At 41.9% G+C, this 18,958-nt stretch carries 19 protein-coding genes; 14 read left to right on the top strand and 5 right to left on the bottom strand.

Translation table 11 applies throughout. The features are described from left to right. Nucleotides 1-306 precede the first annotated feature (306 nt). From FKQ60_RS09410 to FKQ60_RS09380, 7 genes are all read left to right on the top strand, one after another. Nucleotides 307-1,263: a DUF523 and DUF1722 domain-containing protein gene (locus FKQ60_RS09410; protein ID WP_158137191.1), complete on the top strand. Its 957-nt coding sequence runs from the start codon at nucleotides 307-309 to the stop codon at nucleotides 1,261-1,263. Further along, a complete protein-coding gene (locus tag FKQ60_RS09405) occupies nucleotides 1,253-2,065 on the top strand; it encodes a MerR family transcriptional regulator (protein WP_004396799.1) in 813 nt (270 codons plus the stop codon). The genes FKQ60_RS09410 and FKQ60_RS09405 overlap by 11 nt, the downstream gene beginning before the upstream one ends. Continuing rightward, the gene (phrB, locus tag FKQ60_RS09400) at nucleotides 2,062-3,489 is read left to right on the top strand and encodes a deoxyribodipyrimidine photo-lyase (RefSeq protein WP_170906358.1); all 1,428 of its coding nucleotides are present in this window, start codon (nucleotides 2,062-2,064) and stop codon (nucleotides 3,487-3,489) included. The genes FKQ60_RS09405 and phrB overlap by 4 nt, the downstream gene beginning before the upstream one ends. Then, nucleotides 3,479-4,399 carry a L,D-transpeptidase family protein gene (locus FKQ60_RS09395; RefSeq protein ID WP_170906357.1) on the top strand — a complete coding sequence of 307 codons (921 nt, stop codon included), beginning with the start codon at nucleotides 3,479-3,481 and terminating at the stop codon, nucleotides 4,397-4,399. Before phrB ends, FKQ60_RS09395 begins: the two co-directional genes overlap by 11 nt. Before the next feature lie 643 nt (nucleotides 4,400-5,042). Beyond that, nucleotides 5,043-6,269 carry a sodium/glutamate symporter gene (gene gltS, locus FKQ60_RS09390; RefSeq protein ID WP_004396796.1) on the top strand — a complete coding sequence of 409 codons (1,227 nt, stop codon included), beginning with the start codon at nucleotides 5,043-5,045 and terminating at the stop codon, nucleotides 6,267-6,269. A gap of 534 nt (nucleotides 6,270-6,803) precedes the next feature. Then, complete coding sequence (gltS, locus tag FKQ60_RS09385) at nucleotides 6,804-8,030, top strand: sodium/glutamate symporter (protein ID WP_170906356.1); 1,227 nt, start codon at nucleotides 6,804-6,806, stop codon at nucleotides 8,028-8,030. A 428-nt stretch (nucleotides 8,031-8,458) separates the two neighbouring features. After that, complete coding sequence (locus FKQ60_RS09380; RefSeq protein ID WP_004396794.1) at nucleotides 8,459-8,845, top strand: hypothetical protein; 387 nt, start codon at nucleotides 8,459-8,461, stop codon at nucleotides 8,843-8,845. Nucleotides 8,846-9,005: 160 nt separating this feature from the next. Here the strand turns inward: FKQ60_RS09380 and nhaD are convergent, their stop codons facing one another. Beyond that, on the bottom strand, nucleotides 9,006-10,442 hold the full coding sequence (gene nhaD / locus FKQ60_RS09375) for a sodium:proton antiporter NhaD (protein ID WP_004396793.1): 1,437 nt from the start codon (nucleotides 10,440-10,442) through the stop codon (nucleotides 9,006-9,008). A gap of 234 nt (nucleotides 10,443-10,676) precedes the next feature. Between nhaD and FKQ60_RS09370 the strand changes: the two genes are divergently transcribed. Continuing rightward, nucleotides 10,677-10,961 carry a DUF134 domain-containing protein gene (locus tag FKQ60_RS09370; RefSeq protein ID WP_040905168.1) on the top strand — a complete coding sequence of 95 codons (285 nt, stop codon included), beginning with the start codon at nucleotides 10,677-10,679 and terminating at the stop codon, nucleotides 10,959-10,961. Nucleotides 10,962-11,030: 69 nt separating this feature from the next. Here the strand turns inward: FKQ60_RS09370 and FKQ60_RS09365 are convergent, their stop codons facing one another. Together FKQ60_RS09365 and FKQ60_RS09360 are read right to left on the bottom strand one after the other, a co-directional pair. Next, nucleotides 11,031-11,645 carry a cob(I)alamin adenolsyltransferase/cobinamide ATP-dependent adenolsyltransferase gene (locus FKQ60_RS09365; RefSeq protein ID WP_040905166.1) on the bottom strand — a complete coding sequence of 205 codons (615 nt, stop codon included), beginning with the start codon at nucleotides 11,643-11,645 and terminating at the stop codon, nucleotides 11,031-11,033. Nucleotides 11,646-11,708: 63 nt separating this feature from the next. Next, a complete protein-coding gene (locus tag FKQ60_RS09360) occupies nucleotides 11,709-12,425 on the bottom strand; it encodes an NUDIX hydrolase (RefSeq protein ID WP_158145282.1) in 717 nt (238 codons plus the stop codon). Nucleotides 12,426-12,688: 263 nt separating this feature from the next. On the opposite strand from FKQ60_RS09360, the gene pncB reads away from it, so the two are divergent. Both pncB and FKQ60_RS09350 read left to right on the top strand, forming a co-directional pair. Beyond that, nucleotides 12,689-13,996, top strand: coding sequence for a nicotinate phosphoribosyltransferase (gene pncB / locus FKQ60_RS09355; protein ID WP_170906355.1), 1,308 nt, complete (start codon nucleotides 12,689-12,691; stop codon nucleotides 13,994-13,996). A 159-nt stretch (nucleotides 13,997-14,155) separates the two neighbouring features. Beyond that, the gene (locus FKQ60_RS09350; RefSeq protein WP_170906354.1) at nucleotides 14,156-15,196 is read left to right on the top strand and encodes an oxidoreductase; all 1,041 of its coding nucleotides are present in this window, start codon (nucleotides 14,156-14,158) and stop codon (nucleotides 15,194-15,196) included. Between the two features lie 104 nt (nucleotides 15,197-15,300). Here the strand turns inward: FKQ60_RS09350 and FKQ60_RS09345 are convergent, their stop codons facing one another. Beyond that, on the bottom strand, nucleotides 15,301-15,930 hold the full coding sequence (locus FKQ60_RS09345) for a response regulator transcription factor (RefSeq protein WP_004396787.1): 630 nt from the start codon (nucleotides 15,928-15,930) through the stop codon (nucleotides 15,301-15,303). A 160-nt stretch (nucleotides 15,931-16,090) separates the two neighbouring features. On the opposite strand from FKQ60_RS09345, the gene FKQ60_RS09340 reads away from it, so the two are divergent. From FKQ60_RS09340 to FKQ60_RS09330, 3 genes are read left to right on the top strand one after another with little or no spacing between them, the layout of a single operon-like run. After that, nucleotides 16,091-16,480 (top strand): hypothetical protein, encoded by a 390-nt coding sequence (locus tag FKQ60_RS09340; protein ID WP_170906353.1) that lies wholly within the window; start codon nucleotides 16,091-16,093, stop codon nucleotides 16,478-16,480. After that, nucleotides 16,477-16,656, top strand: coding sequence for a hypothetical protein (locus tag FKQ60_RS09335; protein WP_170906352.1), 180 nt, complete (start codon nucleotides 16,477-16,479; stop codon nucleotides 16,654-16,656). The genes FKQ60_RS09340 and FKQ60_RS09335 overlap by 4 nt, the downstream gene beginning before the upstream one ends. Nucleotides 16,657-16,670: 14 nt before the next feature. Then, nucleotides 16,671-17,255: an EAL domain-containing protein gene (locus tag FKQ60_RS09330; protein ID WP_272870383.1), complete on the top strand. Its 585-nt coding sequence runs from the start codon at nucleotides 16,671-16,673 to the stop codon at nucleotides 17,253-17,255. A gap of 11 nt (nucleotides 17,256-17,266) precedes the next feature. Here FKQ60_RS09330 and FKQ60_RS09325 read toward each other — a convergent pair whose 3' ends face one another. After that, nucleotides 17,267-18,121, bottom strand: coding sequence for a hypothetical protein (locus FKQ60_RS09325; RefSeq protein ID WP_170906350.1), 855 nt, complete (start codon nucleotides 18,119-18,121; stop codon nucleotides 17,267-17,269). Between the two features lie 266 nt (nucleotides 18,122-18,387). On the opposite strand from FKQ60_RS09325, the gene FKQ60_RS09320 reads away from it, so the two are divergent. Further along, complete coding sequence (locus FKQ60_RS09320; protein ID WP_170906349.1) at nucleotides 18,388-18,951, top strand: hypothetical protein; 564 nt, start codon at nucleotides 18,388-18,390, stop codon at nucleotides 18,949-18,951. Nucleotides 18,952-18,958: the final 7 nt, after the last annotated feature.

Below are 18,958 nucleotides of genomic sequence, written 5' to 3'. Positions count from 1 at the left end.
CTCCGTGAGAACTAAGTCACAAAAACACCTTGATAATCTTTTGAATCCCTTATTGATAACTAAATCTGTTTAATTTGATGGCGCAATCGATTTGTTAATCGTTTGAATCACAAAACACTGGTTTTCTCGCTGTAATTTTAGGCTTTTTAGCTGCTTAATCGAATAGGGAGACAAAAGATGCTCAGTTTCATGTACAAAAAAATAATTTGTATAACTTTGCGGAGCTGTGCTATACCTTATACAAATAAAATAATTGTACAACCGTGAGTGATGTTACCCAACATTATCGTCATTAGGAGAAAAAAGATGGAATCGACCCCTATTCGCGTTGGTATTAGCGCTTGTGTACTCGGTGAACCGGTTCGCTTTGACTCTGGGCATAAAGTAAGCAACTTTGTTACCAAAGAGTTGGCCAACTTCTTCGAATTTGTTTCCGTTTGTCCCGAAGTCGGTATGGGGCTACCAGTGCCACGACCAACCATACGTTTAATGTCGAATAATGAACGCATCGCCTTGGTGGAAACAAAAGATGCCAGCCGCGATCATACGGCGGCCTTACTCAATTATTCCGAGCAGAAAATAGAGCAGCTGCAATCTGAACATTTATCCGGCTATATCGTGTGTGCTAAATCGCCGACTTGTGGCATGGAAAGAGTCAAAGTCTACGGTGAACGAGGCGGTGCTGAAAAAAATGGCGTCGGGTTGTACACGCAACAATTAATGCAACGCATGCCTTGGTTACCGGTTGAAGAGGATGGTCGATTAAATGACCCTGTGCTGCGAGAAAATTTTATTACTCGCGTTTTTTGTTTAAATGATTTTTACCAATCGCTTGGCTCACAGCCAACGGCAGGCAAAGTCGTAGAATTCCATTCGCGTTATAAACTCTCTTTAATGGCTCATCATCCGATGTCCTACAAAGCTTTAGGGCGTTTAGTCGCGGAAGTGACCAAATATCCGACCGACACCTTTATCGAGCAATATCGCTTAGGCTTAATGCAAGCACTTACTCACCGTATTAGCCGCAAAAATAATACTAACGTGCTAATGCACATCCAAGGTTATTTTAAACGCTCTTTGACCGCACAACAGAAAGCCGAGTTAGCGCGAGTGATCGATGAATATCGTCAAGGTTTATTGCCTCTGCTCGCGCCTTTAACGTTAATTAAGCACTATTTATCCATGTATCCTGATGAGTATCTTAGTCAGCAGCGTTATTTGGATCCCCACCCACAAGCATTGAGATTACGTTATGGACTATGAGGCGAAGCACTATGCGATTCGTGAAGTTGCTGAGTTAACCGGCGTTAAGCCTGTAACGTTACGTGCTTGGCAGCGTCGCTACAGCTTGTTGCAACCTTTACGTACCGAGAAAGGGCATCGGCTGTATACCGAACAGGATATTCAGACGATCCAAACCATTCAGAGCTGGTTATTAAAAGGCGTCTCGATTGGCAAAGTAAGTCAGTTGTTACACAACAATCAGCTACCGGAAAGTGAGGTGCTGGACCCGGGTGGAGAGCTTGAAGCGTGTTCGGCGTTACTGGACGCGTTGGCTAAATTGAAACGAGCCAAAGCCGCGAATGTGATTGCCACGGTAATGAAAGAATACCCTTTGGATATTATTGAAGCGCAGTTTGTGTTGCCGGTGATTGAAGCTCTGGAAAAGGTCAAAGGACCATTACGCTCGCTGCAAAAGGGGCTGTTTAGCAGCCTGATGCTCAGTAAATTATCGAGTATTCTCGAATCGGAAAATAAAGCGGCGCATCGTGGTCCTTGTTTGTGTATCAGCTTTGATGGACACGGTAGCATTCTTGCTTGGCTTTGGGCGGTAATGTGGGCTGAAAAAGGCTATCAAGTGACGTTTATTGAAGGCGTTGACGATATGAGTGGCTTGCTCCAGCACGAGAGTTTGCACGACTGGCAAGGAGTGAGTGTGTTTTCACATCGAAGTTTAGCAGAAGCGCAGCGCTCTGCGTTGGCTCAGTTGAAAACCCAACTGCAGGATCACTTGGTCTTATCCAGTGTTTTGGATGTCTTAACCCATCAGGAGAATGAGTCATGAAACTGGTCTGGTTGCGCCGAGATTTGCGCGCGATAGATAACACAGCATTACAGAAGGCGATTGCCAGCGGTGAATCGGTTTCGGCCCTTTTCGTGGCCACACCTCATCAGTGGCAACGTCATGACTTGGCTCCGATCCAAGCGGATTTCATTTATCGCCGTTTGTTTACTTTGCAGCAAGAATTAGCGGCATTAAATATTCCTTTATTTTACAAACAGGTTGATGACTATCAACAAGCAAGTCAAGTGGTCAGTGAATTTGCACAAAGCTTGTCGGTCAATCAAGTGTTGGTCAATCGCGACTATGAATGGAATGAACAGCAGCGGGATAGCCAAACTGAACAGGCATTAAGTACGCTCGGAATTGGTTGGTTAGCTTGTGATGATAAGTGTTTACTTACGCCTGGGCAGGTATTAAATAAACAAGGCGAGTATTTTAAAGTCTTTACACCTTTCAAACGGGCATGGTTGAGTCGGTTTACACCGCCAGTCATCGTTTCAACTCCAACTGCCGCAGTCAATCCGTTGTTAGGTTCTGAACACAATGCGTTGTGGAATGAGAGGCAAGACTTTGCTTATCCACGAGTATCGAGTGATCAATGGCCCGTAGATTTTGAAACTGTACGCCACCAACTACGTCAGTTTTGCCAGCAATCGATCGATGATTATCATCAGCAACGTGATTTTCCTGCTCAGGAAGGCACGAGTCGGCTTTCTCCTTATCTGGCGATTGGCATGCTCTCGGTGCGGCAATGTATTGCGCGAATGTATGCGCAATCGCAATCCGCCCTGTTATCTTCTGGCGCAGAAATCTGGTTGAGTGAATTGATTTGGCGCGAGTTTTATCAGCATCTATTGGTGTTTGAAAGTAAATTATCGAAAGGCAAAGCTTTTCATTCATGGGGTGATCGACTGCAATGGTCGGATGATAAGCAAGCTTTTGCTCGTTGGTGTGAGGGTAAAACTGGCTATCCGATTGTCGATGCGGCGATGCGGCAATTAAATCAAACCGGTTGGATGCATAACCGATTAAGAATGATCGTGGCGAGTTTTCTGACCAAAGATTTGCATATCGATTGGCATTGGGGAGAGCGCTACTTTATGCAGCAATTAATCGATGGTGATTACGCTGCGAATAATGGCGGTTGGCAATGGTGCGCTTCCACCGGTTGTGATGGTCAGCCCTATTTTCGAATTTTTAACCCGATCACTCAAGGTGAGCGGTTTGATCCCAGTGGGCAATTTATTCGTCAATGGGTGCCTGAACTGGCCAGTGTGCCTACTGCCTATATTCATACGCCTTGGAAATGGCCTGGTGTTAAGTCTCTGTTATATCCTTCACCGATGGTTGATCATAAAGTAGCAAGAGAAGTAACCTTACGTCTCTATAAAGAAGCAAAGGATAATCCTATTGATGTTGCGTAACGGGTTTCTCATCGGTTTACTCTGGTTAAGTGGGCTCGCCTCTTTGCAAGCGGCAGTCTATGAGTTGCCTAAAGAGGGCAGCCGCCTAGTCGGGCGGATGCATTATCATGAAGTGCAAGAAGGACAAACGTTGGCGCAGATAGCAGGCCAATATGATGTCGGTTTTCTGGCTTTAATGGCGGCCAATAAAGGCGTCGACCCGTTTCTCCCCCAAGCGGGTCTAGTGTTGACGATTCCTTCACAGGTCATTTTACCTGAGGTTGAGTATCAAGGCATTTTGGTCAATCTTGCCGAGTTGCGTTTGTATTATTTTCCACCTAATACTCAGCAGGTGCATATTTTCCCGGTTGGAATTGGTCGAATTGGCCGTGATACGCCAGAAATGACCACGCAAATCAGCCAAATGCGCCGTAACCCAACTTGGACTCCGCCGCAGTCAGTACGTAATGAGTATTTGCAGCGTGGTATTGAGTTACCCGCGGTGGTTCCCGCCGGTCCAGATAATCCGATGGGTAACTATGCGATGCGCTTAGCCTATGGTTCAGGAGAGTATCTGATCCATGGTACTAACAAAGACTTTGGGATTGGCATGCGTGTGAGTGCGGGCTGTATTCGTATGGATCCTAAAGACATTGAGTGGCTCTTTCATCAAGTGGATCGCGGAGTAAAAGTGCGGATCATCGATGAGCCGATCAAAGTCACCTTAGAGCCTGATCGCAGTGTATACCTTGAAGCTCATGAGCCTCTAACCCGTAGTGATGGGAGTAAAAAATCCCTTGATTTGCCAGTTGAGTTAACCTGGTGGCTGAGCGCCTCTCATCAATCTGACGCACGTGCTCGAGCGGCCATTGCTGCGCAAAATGGTTTCCCGGTACAGGTGGTGGCGCCATCGGTCAGTGATGATTGGTGAGAATCGTTTACCTTTGTGATTATCCTAATTCATATTTTTGTCACATATTTGTAATAATGTGCGTTCCGCCAATGGGATAGGGTTACCTAAAATCGTGGTTCCTGTGCTATAGTCCGGCCCGGTTATGGCCATGCAGCCTGTTGCGAACTTGAGTTTTTCCTTGGTTTCGACTCACAACCTATCCATGAGTCAGAGTATTCCACTACGATAGGAACAAGTAAATTGCAGGCTAGGGCGTGTTGATTTTTAGCTGAAAAAACATCGCTAAAGGTCAATTCGCCCTAGGGACATCTTCTCTTGTTCTATCCCAAATGATTTGGCGATAGAGGTTATAGCCACAACGCTATCCGATAGCATCGGTCATTTCTGTTGATGTAAAGGAGCCTATTGGCCCAGAAAGACCCGCTTTCGCGCACGCTCAACAGCAAAAAGGAGCGCAACCACCCACTTGTGGTGTGCTCCTTTTTACATTTTAAAGGGTAAACAGCGTGAGTTAACCATCGCTTATTCCACCCATTAAATCAGCCTAAGGCGCACAACATTGGTTGAGATACGTATCTTTGTGAACGTGAGCTATCGAATAGACTATCCCATTAACCCTCAATCATCATGGAGGATGAAGAGCATATTATGATGAGGTTGTATGAATCATTTAATTTCAGTTGGGGCACTGGAGTCCTTTTTAGTGGCGATCAGCGTACTGTTTTTAGGCCACTTTGTTAATGCTAGGCTACCGATTTTAAATAAATTCAATATACCAGAGCCGATTGTCGGCGGTTTAATTGTTTCATGCCTGATCAGCATGCTGCATTTTTATGGTATGGATTTAGAGTTTGATTTACCGCTGCAAAATACCTTTATGCTGATGTTTTTTGCCACTGTTGGCTTAGCGGCGAACTACACGCAACTTATCAAAGGCGGGGCCAAGGTGTTTCTCTTTTTGGCCATCGCGTCGTTTTATATCATTATCCAAAATGGCATCGGAGTCTCTATGGCGACTGCGTTAGGCTTGGATCCATTAATGGGCTTAGTGGCAGGGTCGATTACGCTTTCTGGCGGACACGGTACTGGTGCCGCTTGGTCGCAAACTTTCCAAGAGATGTATGGCCTTGATAATGTGCTTGAGATAGCCATGGCATCGGCCACCTTCGGTTTGATCATTGGCGGCTTAATTGGTAGCCCGGTCGCTCAGCGTTTGGTAAACAAACACAATATGGAATCTGTGTATGGTCGAAGCTCTAAAACCCATGAACGGCATCCTGAAATTATCACCTATAACGAAAATGAGGAAGATAAAGTCACCGGAAAAAAGGTGGTTGAACAGCTGTTCTTTTTGATTGTTTGCGTGGTTGGAGCGCGATACGTTTCACAATGGGCAAGTACTTTAGAAATCCAATGGCTGATGATCCCTGATTTCGTTTATGCCTTGTTTATCGGAGTGATCATCACTAACGTACTCGAAGTGACGAAAGTTCGTAAGCTCGATACTGAAACCATCGACATGCTGGGAACCGTCTCGCTGTCCTTATTTTTGGCGATGGCGTTGATGAGTTTAAAGCTGTGGAATGTGCTCGATTTAGCCATCCCATTTTTAATTATCCTCACTGTACAATCCATCGTCCTCGCTTTCTTTACCTACTACGTGACTTTTAAATTCATGGGTAGCAATTATGATGCTGCGGTGATTGCTGGTGGGCATTGTGGTTTTGGCTTAGGAGCGACACCAACCGCAGTGATGAATATGGGTTCGATTGTCAATCGTTATGGTCCTTCACCACAAGCCTTTATGGTCGTGCCGATTGTCGGTGCGTTTTTTATTGATATTGTTAACCTGATCGTTTTGCAAGGGTATATTAGCATCTTTGGTTAAGTCTCGTTTTGAGACGATGACTGAGGTTAGCGTTTGAATTACCTCCAATAGAAAGAAAGCCCAAGTCGCTAAACGCCGCTTGGGCTTTCTTTTTTCCTTCCTCTTTTTCTGCCATTGTTCATATCTCCTTCCTACTTGCAGCTGTAGGGGTGTTGGCTACGTTCGTTCACCCTAATCACATAGCTTATCTATGCTCATGGGGATGGTGAGAGCCATCCGTGGCTCTCACCAAAGGCCAGCCTACGGCTGTTCAAATTTGTTCCAGACAAATTTGTCACTCACTTGCCGCCTAACTGCAACTCCAAGTTGTTTGGCTATAAGCAACCTTTTTCAATCATGATTCTGTGTGAGGGCTGATGCTTGCCTTTTTCTTAAATTACGAGAATTAATAGCGATTAATTTGCTTTTTATTCTTATTTTTTGGGAATTAAACAGCAATTGGTTCTAGAAATAGAAGCTATTGCTAGGCACCCTGCCAAAGTACCCATTTCAATTAGGGAATCACCGAAATCATACATGTAGTTGAGAGGTAACATGAATCAGGTTATTGCTATTGGTCCCCTAGAGTCTTTTCTAGTGGCAATCAGTGTGCTTTTTTTAGGGCGTTCTATTAATTTTCACATCCCGATCTTGAAGAAATTCACCATACCAGAGCCGATCGTCGGTGGCTTGGTGGTCGCCAGCGTATTGACCATATTACATTTTAATGCGGTAGATATACGTTTTGATTTGCCGTTACAAAACACCTTTATGTTGATGTTTTTTGCTACCGTTGGCCTTGCCGCGAATTACACTCAATTGGTTAAAGGCGGTCTCAAAGTCTTTTTATTTTTGGCTGTCGCTTCTGTTTTTATCGTTGTTCAAAACGCCGTAGGCATTTCGTTAGCGACTTTGCTTGGGTTAGATCCGTTAATGGGGCTGATTGCGGGTTCGATTACCCTGTCAGGCGGTCATGGGACCGGAGCGGCTTGGGCACAGACTTTTCAAAATGCCTATGGCTTAGATAATGTGCTCGAAATTGCCATGGCTTCTGCGACTTTTGGCTTAATCATTGGTGGGATCATTGGCAGTCCAATGGCGAAAAGATTGATTGATAAACATCATCTACAATCTGACTACGGTATTGGCAATCAAACCCATCAGCGCTTTCCTGAGCTTGTCACGTACAACGAGCATGAAGAAGACCGTGTGACTGCTAAAAAAGTAGTTGAAAGTTTAGCTACGATTTTACTGTGTGTCACAGGGGCACATTATGTTAGCCAATGGGTGGCACATTTTCAGATCGCTTGGTTAATGGTTCCGGATTTTGTTTATGCGCTCTTTATCGGTGTTGCTATCACCAATCTGTTGGAGGTGAGCAAAATGGGTAAGATCGATACCGAAACGGTCGATATTCTAGGCACTGTATCGCTGTCATTATTTCTCGCAATGGCGCTGATGAGCCTTAAGTTATGGAATGTGTTTGATCTTGCGCTGCCCTTTTTAATTATTCTTAGCGTTCAATCGGTGATATTAGCGCTGTTCGCGTATACGGTGACTTTTCGAATAATGGGCAAAACTTATGATGGCGCGGTGATGGCGAGTGGCCATTGTGGTTTTGGCTTAGGGGCGACACCAACGGCAGTGATGAACATGGGATCGATAGTCAACCGTTATGGACCTTCTCCCCAAGCTTTTATGGTCGTGCCGATTGTCGGGGCCTTCTTCATTGATATTGTGAATCTGATCGTTTTGCAAGGGTACATCACTCTATTGCGCTAATGTTGATTATCCCCTTTCGAGTTAAAGCGGTAGCGTTAAGTCGGAAAGGGATAAGTTCCGTAATGCTCTCTCGATGACGATTAACGCTTTTGTAGGGTGATGAATCAGATTTTACTGACTATTCATTTTGCGCATCTCTAGGTACGATAACCAGATACCATTTGATACTCTCACCGTTAGTGACTGGCGAAAAGGTAGGTATCAGCAAATGGGTTTGGTTGATCACGCGAGGAGTTGGTTAATTAATCGACGATCACGCTAAGGTTAAGTCAGTAAATCGAATCTTGTTCTATACTTATGCATATTGTTCATTACCAAAATATGTGTATTTATTTGAGCGCTAGAAGTTGTGATGCTTGGCTCAACGGAATCAATCAGCGGTCGTCATTCGCAGGATAGTAAGCAGCACATAGCAGGAGGAGAGGAGCATGCATCGTCAGTGGTTTAAAACAGCAATTACCCTGCTGTTGCTTGCTCTGTTAGTCGCTTGTAGCCAAGAAGAATTAGAGCGTCTGGCTGATAGACCGACGTTCTCTTTTGAAGGTAAGTACGATAATCAGCATAATCAAGATATGCTGCTCTTCAAAGACGGTGAAGTGGCGTTTGAGTCGAACGGTACTCGTTTGTGGCAACGCAGTTTTATCGTTAAAGATAATCAATTGGCGATACAGTTTCGGCAAAGTTCGAAAGAGAAGCGGGATGATTTAGTGATGCGTATTCACGGTGGCGGGGAAGTTTTAACCTGCAGTGCGTGTGCGTTGTACCAGATGAGCCATGTCTGGGTACGTTTAGATGCTGATCCACAAAACAACTAACGGCAGTGTATGGTTTAGCGGTACTACCGTAAATGCTGGTCGTTGATCAATAAAAGCAAGGCAGAGGATTTGATGATGATCATCCCTCTGCCTTGATTTATTGAGCGTTGCTAGCGGTGTCGATGACGGTTTTCAACACCATAGCAATGTTGAGACAAGGTTAGGTAAATAGTCCTTGGTTGAGCAGTAGGTGCACGGCAATACTCGCTACGTAACCCAGCATGATCACCGGAGCCCATTTTAAGTGGCCGACAAAGGTGTATTTACCGTGTGCTGCCCCCATTAAAGCCACCCCAGCCGCTGAACCAATAGAAAGTAAGCTACCACCAACGCCCGCAGACAAGGTAATTAATAACCAGTTGCCGAGCGACATCTCCGGTTCCATACTCAATACCGCAAACATAACAGGGATGTTATCGACAATCGCCGACAAGATACCCAGTGCAATATTTGCCCACACAGGATCCCATTGGGTATACATCAGCTCCGACATCAAACCTAAATAACCGAGCAGGCTTAGCCCGCCGACACACATCACTACGCCGTAGAAAAACAGGAGCGTGTCCCATTCGGCATGAGAAATACGTCGAAAAACATCGAAAGGAACCACAGAACCGAGACGTTTTAACGCGGCCTCATCATTTTTCGCCATCGCCATTGCGGCTTTTTTAGCTAATGAGCTGGCTAATGTTTTTCTGAGGAAATAACCAAAGAATTGTAAATACCCAAGGCCCATCATCATGCCAATCACGGGTGGGAAGTGGAATAGGGCATGAAAAGAGACGGCGGTTGCGACGGTAAAAATAAACAGTGCGACAATTCGTCGTGCGCCGCGTTTCATTTCTACCTGTTCATAAACTGCGTCTGGCTGCTCTTTGGGTAAAAACCACGACATAATGAAAGCAGGGATCAGATAATTGACCACTGAAGGTACAAACAGATCCATAAACTGCATAAACGTGACATGACCGGCTTGCCATACCATGAGAGTGGTAATATCCCCAAATGGACTGAATGCCCCCCCTGCGTTAGACGCTAAGACAATATTGATACACGCCAGATTGACAAACTTGGTGTTGCTACCACCAACTTTCATCACGACCGCGCACATCAGTAGTGCGGTGGTTAAGTTATCGGCAATCGGTGAGATAAAGAAAGCCAAAATACCGGTTAGCCAGAATAAAGTTTTAAAATTAAAGCCTTTACCGACCATCCAAGCTTGCAGCGCATCAAATAAGCGTCGCTCTTCCATCGCACTGATGTATGTCATGGCAACCAGCAAGAACAGCAATAGTTCTGCGTATTCCAGCAAGTTATGTTCGAGCGCTGCTCGTGCAATATCAACATTACCATGCTGTTGATAGGCATAGCCAATCATCGCCCAAATCAGTCCGGCAGCAAGCAAAACCGGTTTCGATTTACGCAGTTGTAAGTACTCTTCTAGCATCACCAGCGCATAGGCGAAGCAAAATAAAATTAAAGAGGCATAGCCAATCGTCGAATGAGTAAGTACAAGTGGTGCGTCATGGGTGGCATTACTTGCAGACGCGAGTTGAGGGATCAATAACAAGCCAAAACCGATCCACAGTCGATTCATTATAGGTACTCCAATAGTCAAAAACCGGCAGAGTGTACTGATTATTAGCTAAGTTGAATGTGAGATAGGTTATAAATGTTTAATTTGTTTTGCTTTTGTATCATTTTGTTAAATTTATCAATCAATAGCAGCATCAGCTTGATTCTAAAGCGTTACGTTGCCTTTTCTTGCTAAAATGACACAATACCGATTAACGGCGCTATGAATGCCCAGAAAAGAGAAAAGAGAAAAGAGATGGCTCGTCCTAAAATTCCCAGACACATTTGTGGTGTGCCTGCACAAACGTGTTTCAAGCCTAACGGTATTCCGATGGCACAATTACCACGCGTCACATTAGCAGCCGATGAGTTTGAAGCGATCCGATTAGTCGATTACCAAGGTTTACAACAGCAAGAGGCGGCGTTGGTCATGGGCGTATCGCGGCAGACACTCGCTAATTTAGTCAAAGCGGCCAGACGTAAAGTCGCGGACTGTTTATTGCATGGTAAAGCGCTGATGATGGAAACGCCCTCTGAATAAGTCGTGGGTATGTTTTCAATCACCAGCGGTTTGATACGAAGTGCAATATCGTCTGAAGTTTAAACAGCTTTAGTGTCGGAAGCGGTCATAACGAAGAAAGTGGTCGATTTGCTCGGCAACGGAATGATTAAACAGCATGCTCGTATGAGTGGTCGATATCGCGATGTGATCCGTCATGCCAGCTATTTTGGTTTCTTGTACGGTAACGGTGCCATCGGAGTCCAGTTGATCACGCAGTAAAAGGCTGCGCAGACCTAAAGGTATTGTACCGGCAATACTGCCAAGCTTTTGCGGATAGCGCCATTCGTCGTGGTGTTGTTTTAACCCAAATTCGGCAGAATTACCTAATGCTGCCCCTAAACCTAATTGCTCAATTTTATTGACGATCGAAGCGCCTTGCAAAGGAGAGCCAATGGCGACGACATGGGAGACGGTATCACCAGAAGGCGTGCGTGATTCTAGATAACGTTTAATCACCAATCCGCCTAAACTGTGTCCGACTAAAGCATTGTGGGAACCATGAGCGATCGCCCGGTCAAGGCGGCGGAAAATAGTCTCATCATCAATGGCTAGTGAGTTGTAGCTAATGGTTTGAGTACGATAACCCAATTTATGCAGACGATGGCTCAGAGGATGCATTACCAATCCATGCATATAGAGTCCATGAACAAGAATAATCTGCATTGCTTCCTACCTATCTATTATCAGTTGACCTCATCACCGTTACTGTACATGATTTTCGATCGGTTAACCTCGTAAACAGGTTTGAAAATAGGTCACTTCGTGACTAGCCAGACGATAAACGGTGGCTGGCTTGCCACCTTTGCCTTTACAAGAGGCGGCCATCTTATTGGTACTGACGATCACTCCGGTATTGATCAAGCGGCGTTTAATGGTCATACGATTGACTTCGACACCAAATTTGGCGTAGGCGTCAATAATGTCAGCCACTAAAAACTCTTTTTCTAATGAAAATAATACTACCGACGTGTATTCAACCGCAGCGCGTAATTTTTGCCATGCATGCTGAATTTGTGCGACATGATCAAAAGCCAGTGCCATTTCCCCGTTAAGTAGGGGAGGAAGATCAAACCAATTGGCTCGTTCGGGGTCGATGCCAAAATCTTCGATTTGTTTAACATTAGAAGCGTTTAATAAAGCGTAATGAGAAATGCTGACACTCCAGCCATTCGGATCGCGTTTGGGGTTGCCATCAACCAGCGGATCGCTGATAAAGTTGGGATAGGTATGGACTTTTTGCCGACAAATACGTCGTCTCGCCGCATCAAAATCCTCATCGACCGGTTCACCACCATGAGCGGTCATATCTTCGTCATAGACTATCCCACCGGGCAATGCCCATTTACCACAATCCGGCCGGTTCGGATTAGACCGTTTCACCAATAAAACTTGGATAGATTTTGGCGCAAGACGCAGGCAAATCATATCGATAGTGACAATCATAATGGGCTCTCTTATCAACAACGGGTCTATTCTAGGTAAGTGGATGATGATGGTCAAATGTAAATAACACTTTGTGACAAACATGATTTGGATAACAAACGTGCTGCATTGTACCTATTTATAACGAGGTTAATTGGCGGGTGACTAGGTTTGTCACAAAAGTTGACAAACTTGCAAGGGTAATTTATTGTTCGCCAAAAGTTAGCAACACGTTGTTACTAACGCAATGACTGAATAAAACCGAACGAAAGGATGGCATCATCATGAGCGATCGCCTGTTTTCTCCTCTTTTTATCCGCAGTTTGCTGGATCTTGATGCCTATAAAATCAATATGATGCAGGCTGTTCATTCGTTGTATCCGGATGTTGAGGTGCGCTATGAATTGATTGTACGCAGCGATGAAGACATCAGTGGCTTATTAGAAGAAGTTCGCCAAGAAATCAATCATTTGGCTTCACTGCGTTTTTCGGATGCTGACATTGTTTATTTAGAGCAACATGCCCCACACCTTAATCACACTTTTTTACAGTCATTACGCTATTTCCATTTTCAACCAGAGCGTCAAGTGGAAATGGGGATCATTAAGCAAGAGGGCAAGCGCCAGCTACGCATAGCGATTCAAGGTACGTGGCGAGACACCATTTTGTATGAAACATTAGTGATGGCTTTGATCTCGGAAGTTCGTAGCCGTCGTCACTGGGCGCAAGTGCCCGCCGAGTTACCGATGCAAGTATTGGCTGATAAAGTGCAAGCTTTAAAAGCAGAAATTGCTCAGCGTGGGATCAGCAACTTCTCATTAACCGAAATGGGTACGCGGCGACGCTTTTCCAGCCAAGTTCAGCGAGATGTGATTGCTTACTTACAACAAGAAATTCCCGAGCAGTTATTAGGCACCAGTAATTATCATTTTGCTCGTGAATTTAATCTCAAGCCGATTGGTACGATTGCTCATGAGTGGTTTATGGGCCATCAAGCGTTGGTTAATGTCGGAGACTCACAACGCGTTGCCCTTGAACAGTGGCTGCGCGCTTTTGATGGTCAGCTTGCTATTGCGCCAACCGACACCTTGAATATTGATGCTTTTCTCAACGATTTTAACGTCCATTTAGCGAAAGCGTACGATGGGGTACGGCATGACTCAGGTTGCCCATTTATCTGGGGTGATAAGATGATTGCTCACTATGAGAAGCTTGGCATTGATCCACGTAATAAGCTGTTTATTTTTTCTGACGGGCTTAATTTTGCGCGAGCACTTGATTTGTGTGAATACTTTGCTGGTCGGGTGCCAGTTTCGTTTGGGATTGGTACTTTCTTGACTAACGATCTGGCGGATTGGAAAAATGCGCAAGGCAAAGTCTATAAGCCACTGTCTATCGTGATTAAGTTAACGGAATGCCGCGGTCGACCCGTCGCCAAAATCAGCGATGAGCCACAAAAAGCGATGTGTGAAGATCCTATCTTCCTCGCCAATCTCAAACAGCGTTTCAATATCGAGGTCGATATTGATGCGTTGATAGCCGAGCTGAAACAAAAAAAGCATACGAAACGACATTACATCGCCGCCGCTTAATTGAGTTCTATTTGCTAACCACTATCTTTTTGATGGTGGTTTTTTCTTTTATGGGCTGCTGACTATCAAATGCTTTCTATGATAAACAAACCTTTACCCCAAGAGCGGCATTGGGCATGATGAAGATAGTCTCGACATACTAAAAGAGAAGATTCAATTATGACTTACCACCCAATAAAAACCGCCGTTATTGGCTATGGCTACTCGGCAAAAACCTTCCATTTACCTTTTATTCAAAGTTTACCTGAACTGACATTGTGCGCGATCAGTTCCAGTCAGCAAGCGGCGGTCGAAGCTGATTGGCCACAAGCTCAGTGGTATCAAGATGCAGAGAGTCTGCTGGATAATAGCGATGCTGAGTTAGTTATCATCACCGCGCCCAATGATGTCCATTTTCCTCTAGCAAAGCGAGCGCTAGAAAACGGTAAGCATGTGATCGTCGAAAAACCATTTGTCACCAGTGTCGAAGAGGGACGGGCCTTGATCGCTCTTGCGCATCAGCAAGGTCTGTTACTGAGTGTCTTTCATAATCGACGTTGGGATGGGGATTTCCTCACCGTGCAAAAACTGATTAAAGAGGGACGATTAGGTGAAGTACGCCTGTTTGAGTCACATTTTGATCGCTATCGCCCGCAAGTACGTCAACGCTGGCGTGAACAGTCACAACAAGGTGGCGGAATATTGTTTGATCTTGCTCCTCACCTACTTGATCAAGCGCTGGTGCTGTTTGGTTTACCACAAGCCATTAATGCCCAATGCCGTATAATGCGCCCCGATGCGCAAACCATTGATTACTTCAACCTCATCTTACACTATCCCGATCACCTGGTGCATCTGCACGCTAACCTCTACAGCCCAGAGCCTAATTTACGTTTTAATGTGTTGGGCACGAAGGCCAAGTTTGTTAAGCAGGGGCTTGACCCACAAGAAGACTATTTAAAGCAAGGTAGAGTCCCCGACAGCCCTGAATGGGCAAAAGAAGATTTGACTCTCTATGGGCAGCTATACAGTGAGCAAGGCTCAGAATTAATCGAGACAGAAGTCGGTGGTTATCAACACTACTTTAAAGCCATTGCCGATGCGATTCGACTTGGCAGCGACAACCCAGTACCCGCAGAGCAAGCGCTACAAAATATTCAATTGATAGAGATGGCGCTGCAAAGTAGCGAGACAGGGAATATTCTAATTGTTGATATTTAAAGAATAAATCAGTCTTGCACTGTAACTATTATTTAATTAAAAAGGGGATTTTCTTATCCCCTTTTGATATATAACTCATCATGTATTAACCTTTTTATCACAATCTAATCGTTTTCTTGATCTACTTTATTATTTGCAATGTGAGATAACTCAATAATATTTTTCGCATTGAGTTTTTCTAATATTCTATTCTTATAAGTACTTATTGTTTTGCTACTCAATATCATTTCTTTTGCTATTTCTTTATTGGGCATACCAGAAACTAAATAATTGAAAACTGTCAACTCTCGTGGAGAAAGAATGGATAGATCATTATCTTTTTCTATTTGTTGTTTAAAATTTAACGAATCAGGAAAATATTTATATCCAGAAGAAATAGCTTTAAGAGCCTCAATAACATATGATATATCTGCATTTTTAGATAAAAAACCGGATGCTCCCGATAGAAGGGCTCGATTAGCATAAAAGTTGCTAGGTTGCGCAGTTAAAACTAAAACTTTAGGTGGATTATCAATATTCTCTAGCCTTTTTATAACTTCCAGACCATCTAACATAGGAATACCTATATCTAATAAAAGAATATTAGGTTTTTTAAGTTTAGTTAAATTTAAAGCATCTACACCATTATCAGTCGTAGCAACAACTTCGTAACCATGTTGAGTAAGTAAAGCTGACAGGGCCATTACAATAACTGGATGGTCGTCAACAATAATGACAGTGTTTTTATTCATCATAAGAGAGTAATCATCATAATACAGAAAAAGGATGTAAGAATAAAACAACTATCCCTGATTTTATGTAGGGTAATTCTTATGTCTCATTGGCTTTATTCCTATAGTTTAACTTTTAGCTGTAAACTATATTGGATGATTATTAAGTCACTTGGTGTTTGATATGATTGCGGCTATTGTTGATAATAATAATTCTTATTTCAAATTGATGTTAGAATGTAGAGAGTTAACTAAAAAATTACAGATTGATTCAATAATGTTTTTTAAAGATAAAGCAAGTTTAATGGAATGGGATTCTAATTATACTTATAATGATTCTAAGTTGTTTTTAGTTAATCCTGAGTTTTTAAAAAATGAAGATCTTATATACATGTTAAATAGAGAGGGTGGGGTGAGCAATTATTTGGCAATAATTGCTGGGAGAAGTGATAAAATAGATTTGTCTTGTTATATAGAATATGTGAATTGTAAGTATTTAGGTATGTTAGATAATGATTCAACTTCAATTAAAAAAGTGTTTTTTATATTAAAAAGATTAGAGTTATTACAATGAAAAATGAATGTAAAATTGATCTTAATATAATTAAAGATGGAATTGTCAATAATGAGTTTTTTGGTTTTTTTCAGATGAAGATTGATATTCATAATGATATGATAATAGGTTTTGAAGTTTTAGCTAGGTGGGATTGTAGATGGTTTGGAAAAATATTAGATCCTAAGTTTTTTTAAATGGAGTTAAAGAGCTGAATCTTCTTGATAAGATGTTTATTTCCATTTACAAGTATGGCCTTGATTTCCATAAAAAATTAAGTTTTATAAAAAAAGACTTCACTTTTTCTTATAATTTAGATATTAGTCAGATAAGAAATAGAGAGTTAATGGAGGAGATTGATTGGCTGGCGGAAAAGTTTAAATTAGATAAAAGTTTAATTGAGATTGAAATAACAGAGGACGAGAAGGATTATTATCCAATTGAAACAAAAGAAAATATTTTATATTTGATTGGTAAAGGATTTAAGGTATCTATAGATGATTTTGGTACGGGATATTCTTCATTGGAAAGACTTTGTTATTATCCATTCTCAGCTATAAAGCTTGATGCTGTTTTTATAAAAAATATAGAAAACAGCACAAAGCAAAAAAACATAGTAAAAAATATATTAAATCTAGCAGATGATCTTGGTGTAGATGTTATATTAGAAGGTGTTGAATCAAAAATCCAGTTAGATACTGTAAAGTTGTTAGGTTGTAAGTATGTTCAAGGATTTTATTATTCTGTTCCTTTGTCTAAAAATAATACTTTTAAAAAAATAATAAAGTATCAATAGAAATTATATTATTAATTACTTCTATCGTTTACGCAGATAATGTTTAGTCTAGATGATGTTGGCATTATTGTACTTTTTCCTGTAAGGAGCAGTCCTTTTTCATCATGCCCCCAATAAGGTAAATCCTTTGGTAACTTCTCATCAATAAAAACTTCAGTTAGTAACAAATTTTTCCATTCATCATGAGATGGAAGTCTCATATTAATATATTCACAGACTTCAGTAGCTTCTACATAATTAAGTCTATTCCATGCCTGATTGTTCTCAACATAAAATGGAATTTTTGTTGATGTGACATAAGGAAGAGAAAATTGTAAATTTTTAACTATCTTAGACATTCTTATGCTTATAGGGTCGCCATTAAAATTTTTCTTCTCACTATTATTTATATTTTTCATATTATGCTTACTACTTATGGTATCTTTATTGGTTTTATTTGAATTTATAAAAACTTCGCGTAAAAACGCATTTTCAAATCCTTTGATTGATTGTACGATTCTTAGTGTGTCTTTAGCTTGGTCATATTTTTCTATTGGACCAATAAGGCATCTATCAGCTTTAAATTTTTCATCAGGTTTTAATAAAATATCATAAGATATTTTATTATGGAAATGACTAAGATCATTCAAAAAGAAAGGTTTTCTGAACATTCCACATTGAATCCAAAATACTGAATCGATATTTTTTGGTTTTTTATCATGCCATAAACTACTACCTATTGGACAGGAAGACTCTAATATAGGGGGTAGATTATTATTTTCTTGGTTAACTTTACAGGGGAAACCATTAGCAAATCCTTGAGTGGGAAGTAGAATGATAATGAATAGAGTTATGTATAAATACATTGATTTATTATTAAATTTCATAGTGTTACAAAATAGTTATTTAAAGAGTTAGTTTACAATATAAACTATAAATTTTATAAAAAAAAGTAGAAATAATAAATTTTTAGATAAATATAAACCCAATCCATGCGAGGAATTTTCCTACATTCTGCAAAGAATGATACTACATTCGAGGTGTTATTTTTAGTTTATTATATAACTGAATTGGTTAGCCCAATTGAAAAAGCAGTGTAACTAAATGAAATTTAATAATTTAATAATTTAATAATTTAATAGAGAGTAAAATTATGTTTAATAAAAAATCAGTCTTAGCCGTTGTTGTTGGTAGCTTGGTTTCAGGTGCAGCGTTTTCAGCAGTGGATGACACTGCTCGTGTTGATAACCTTAAGTGGGTCGCTGATATTACTACTCAAGTACCAAATGGTAACATTGTTATTACAGATATTAATGATAAAATTATTGAAGCTGGTCATGAGTTTGACTTAGGTCGTGTAGCTCCAGATTTAAGTTTTGACTACAACTTTGGTAGTGAAGCGATTCTTAAAGCCTGGGGCTGGGAAGATGCGAATGACGACGGCAAACCACAACAAAATGAATTAACCGATCTTGTATCTGCGGCATGGACTGTGAATTCTGTCCGTTATCACGCTGTTTCAGGTGGTGCTGTTACGCCACTATCAAGCGATATCACTGTACAGATTAATGGTCAAGAGGTGACGTTAGGTGCTGAGGATATTACAGAAGCTTCACAACTTTCAATTCTTCTAAAATCTGATGCTCCAACGGAAGAACTAGAAAATGTCTCTAAAGTTGTGGCAACGATGTCTATTACTGCACGTCAAGACGTTTAATTAGTAT

It is taken from the genome of Vibrio sp. A11, assembly GCF_013048705.1.
Classification (GTDB): Bacteria; Pseudomonadota; Gammaproteobacteria; order Enterobacterales; family Vibrionaceae; genus Vibrio; species Vibrio metschnikovii.
The sequence above is the reverse complement of the archived record's forward strand: the minus strand, read 5'-3'. Positions and strand labels throughout refer to the sequence as shown.